The following is a 3,599-nucleotide window of genomic DNA, read 5'->3' on the forward strand; positions in this document are numbered from 1 at the left end:
GATGGCCGAATTGTGGCGTGCCTGGAAGGTGGTTATGCCGGCAGTGCTTTGGGTCGCAGTGTGGTGGCTATGTTAAAAGCCTGGCTTTAATCAGCTAAACCAGATTAACGCTTCTGCAATGCTGCGCAATTTATTACAATGGCGCTTTTTATGGCAGTGGATTTGGTATGCAGCAGCTCAAGGCGCAAGACGCTAAGCAATATTCTACTTTTCGTCTGGCAGCAACCTTAGCCAAAGTAACCTTGTTGTCGTCCTTGGACGAGCTGAAAGTTTATCAGCCAGCAAGCCAACCTTTGTTATTAGGCGAAGGCAGCAACAGCATTTTTTTGTCTGACTGGCCCGGTGAAATTTTGCGTTACACAGCTGCCGGCGTTCAAACCCAGCAAGATGACGAACACCTTCTGCTTCACGTTGAAGCGGGTCACAACTGGCATCAGCTGGTAAGCCAGACTGTGCAAGAGGGCTGGTGGGGTCTGGAAAATCTGGCGCTCATTCCGGGTTCTGTTGGTGCTGCACCAGTGCAGAATATTGGCGCTTATGGTGCTGAGCTTGCCGATACCTGTACTTATGTCGATTTTTTCCATTGGCAAAGCCGCCAGGTGCAACGCCTATTGGCAAGCGAATGCCGCTTTGGTTACCGCGACAGTATTTTTAAACATCAGCTTGCCGGCAAAGGGGTGATTGTTGCCGTTGGTTTTTGCCTGAACCGGCAGGGCAAAGCCAAACTCAATTATAAAGGCCTGGACCATTTAGCACCCGACACCAACCCGACTGACGTGATGAACGCCGTGATAGTTGTGCGACAGGCAAAATTGCCGGATCCGGCAAAGCTGGCCAATTGTGGCAGCTTTTTCAAAAACCCGCTGGTGCCGGTAGCGCAATTTGTACAGTTACAACAGCAATATCCGGCTATAGCCAACTATCCACAAGCTGATGGTCAGGTCAAACTGGCCGCCGCCTGGCTGATAGAACAAGTTGGCTTAAAAGGCTACCAACTCGGTGACATCGCCTGTTATCAGCAACAGCCCTTGGTACTGGTGAATCAGGGCCATGGTACTGCGGCTGAACTTTTGCAACTCATTGATTTAATTCAGCAATCTGTGTTTGGTAAGTTTCAGGTGCAGTTGGAGCCTGAAGTCAGGTTGTTACGCCACCATGACTAAAATTCTGCCGCAGAGTCTGGCGCTGCAACGCCAGCTTATTCTGCAACTGGCCGACGGCCAGCTGTATTCAGGGGAAGCTTTGGCGGCACAAGCGGGAATAAGCAGAGCTGCTATTGCTAAACATATCCATCAGTTACAGCAATATGGCCTCGATATCTATTCCATTAAAGGCAAAGGTTATCGTCTGGCATCTGCTTTACAATTGTTGGACGCTCAGCAAATTAAGTTACATCAGCAGACGGGAATGCCGGATATTTTGCTGCAACACGTTACGGACTCCACCAATAGCCAGTTAATGAAAAAATTACAGGATGGCCAGACATTGCAAAAAGGCTCGGTGTTGGTAGCCGAAGCACAAACGGCGGGGCGTGGCCGTCGTGGTAATCCATGGTTTTCACCTTTTGGCAGCAACTTATACTTTTCCATGTATTGGCAACTGGAACAAGGCATTCAGGCAGCAATGGGTTTGAGTTTGGTGATAGGCATTGCTGTTGCTGAAGTGCTTGAATCTCAGTACCAGTTGCCTGTGAAGTTAAAATGGCCCAATGACGTTTATCTGCAGCAAAAGAAGTTAGCCGGCATTCTGATAGAGCTCGCCGGGCAAAGCCACGCCCAATGTGATTTAGTGATAGGGCTGGGTCTGAACATCCGTATGCCGGATATGGCAGGGCAGCAAATTGATCAGGCATGGACAGACTTGCAACAACATCTGGATAAGCCTGTTAACCGCAATCAGCTTATTGCTTTATTGCAGCAGAATATTTGCCGTCATTTAACCCAGTTTGAATTAACAGGTTTTGCTGCTTTTGCGGCCGGTTTTAATCAAAGAGATCAATTTTTAGGTAAAGCAGTTTATTTAAGCAGTGGTGAACGCAAATTTTTTGGTCTTTGTGCCGGAGTAGACCATCAAGGCGCTTTGTTATTACAGCAGGATGGCCAGCAGCAAAGTTATTATGGTGGTGAGCTGAGTTTAAGGATCGCAGAACATGGCTGAATTGTTGTTGGATATTGGTAACAGCAGAACCAAAGCCGTATTACATCAGGCCGGGCAACTCATGCTTTTAAACGACCATCAGGCTGACACCTTAAAAAACCACAATATTGATGCGGTTTTTTGTGCGTCAGTGGCCAGTAGTGAACGAATTGAGCTGGTCCGGCAGGAAAGTGCTTTACTCACTCAACCCTGGTGCCAAATCAGTAGTGAAGCGGAAAAAAAAGGCCTGAAAAATCAATATCAGCAGCCAGCTTTGTTGGGGGTTGATCGTTGGCTGGCTATGTTAGGCGCCAGAGAATTGTATCCGGCCAAGGACCTGTTGGTGATTGATGCCGGCACTGCATTAACGCTGGATTGGTTGTGTGCTGATGGTCAGCATTTAGGCGGTTGGATCATTCCGGGTTTTCGTTTACAGCAGCAAGCAGTTATTGGTCACACGGCAAAAGTCTTTAATAACAGCATGAAAAATGCTGAAGTCAAAATTGGCACCGATACCAGTGCCTGCCTGCAAAACGGTTGTCTCGCCGCTGCTGTTGCCGTAATAAAGCAGGCGATGTTATTGCAATCAGTGCCTCAGATTGTGTTAACTGGCGGTGATGCCCCCTTATTGTTGCCTTATCTGGCAGAATTTCATTGTCAGCTCGATCCATTACTGATTTTTCGTGGTTTAAGCCTTTATATCGATAAAAACTGTCGAAATGGTGATTTTGGCTAGTTATCACTGCTGTAAAGTGCTTATCTTCAAGCTTTTGCCAACGAATAATGCTGGTTTTGGCGATCTATTGAGCATTCAGTGTAAAAATCTGGCTTTTTTTCAGTTTTAGAGTTGCACCACCTAAATCATTCCACTAGAATTCGCACCCACTGACGTAGCCGCTTTAGCTCAGTTGGTAGAGCAACTGACTTGTAATCAGTAGGTCATCCGTTCGACTCGGATAAGCGGCACCAGTTTTAGTGGAGGGGTTCCCGAGTGGCCAAAGGGATCAGACTGTAAATCTGCCGGCACTGCCTTCGAAGGTTCGAATCCTTCCCCCTCCACCATCTCTTCGTCAGGAAGAATAGCTACGAGTAGGCCGCGGGCATCGTATAATGGCTATTACCTCAGCCTTCCAAGCTGATGATGCGGGTTCGATTCCCGCTGCCCGCTCCAAAAATTGAAATAGATGCTGATATAGCTCAGGCGGTAGAGCGCATCCTTGGTAAGGATGAGGTCCCCAGTTCGATTCTGGGTATCAGCACCACTTCTTCAAAGCCTCCTCTTGCTTTAAAATTCAAAACCAAATTTCATACAACCGCCGTTTTGTTTTAAAAAGGGTCTACTCCATGGCTAAGGCTAAATTTGAACGTAACAAACCGCACGTAAACGTAGGTACAATCGGCCACGTTGACCACGGTAAAACTACTTTAACTGCTGCTATCACCAACGTACTGGCAAAACACTA

General features: G+C 47.4%; 4 protein-coding genes and 4 tRNA genes. All 8 read left to right on the forward strand.

Annotated features, from left to right (window positions below; all coding sequences use genetic code 11):
• The first annotated feature begins 167 nt into the window (after positions 1–167).
• Entirely contained in the window at positions 168–1,163 is a 996-nt protein-coding gene (gene murB / locus RCH83_RS13315) for a UDP-N-acetylmuramate dehydrogenase (protein ID WP_306522892.1), read from the forward strand.
• On the forward strand, positions 1,156–2,157 hold the full coding sequence (gene birA, locus RCH83_RS13320; protein WP_306522894.1) for a bifunctional biotin--[acetyl-CoA-carboxylase] ligase/biotin operon repressor BirA: 1,002 nt from the start codon (positions 1,156–1,158) through the stop codon (positions 2,155–2,157). The genes murB and birA overlap by 8 nt, the downstream gene beginning before the upstream one ends.
• Positions 2,150–2,872, forward strand: coding sequence for a type III pantothenate kinase (locus tag RCH83_RS13325; protein ID WP_306522896.1), 723 nt, complete (start codon positions 2,150–2,152; stop codon positions 2,870–2,872). The genes birA and RCH83_RS13325 overlap by 8 nt, the downstream gene beginning before the upstream one ends.
• 157 nt (positions 2,873–3,029) lie before the next feature.
• Positions 3,030–3,105: transfer RNA gene (locus tag RCH83_RS13330), tRNA-Thr, on the forward strand.
• A gap of 8 nt (positions 3,106–3,113) precedes the next feature.
• Positions 3,114–3,198: transfer RNA gene (locus RCH83_RS13335), tRNA-Tyr, on the forward strand.
• A 34-nt stretch (positions 3,199–3,232) separates the two neighbouring features.
• Positions 3,233–3,307 (forward strand) — tRNA-Gly (locus RCH83_RS13340).
• A gap of 15 nt (positions 3,308–3,322) precedes the next feature.
• Positions 3,323–3,398: transfer RNA gene (locus RCH83_RS13345), tRNA-Thr, on the forward strand.
• 82 nt (positions 3,399–3,480) lie between these two features.
• Positions 3,481–3,599 (forward strand): GTP-binding protein (locus tag RCH83_RS13350; protein WP_306522898.1); only part of this gene is annotated, 119 nt, incomplete at its 3' end.

This window comes from Rheinheimera sp. (assembly GCF_030824435.1).
In the GTDB taxonomy this organism is placed as follows: Bacteria; Pseudomonadota; Gammaproteobacteria; order Enterobacterales; family Alteromonadaceae; genus Pararheinheimera.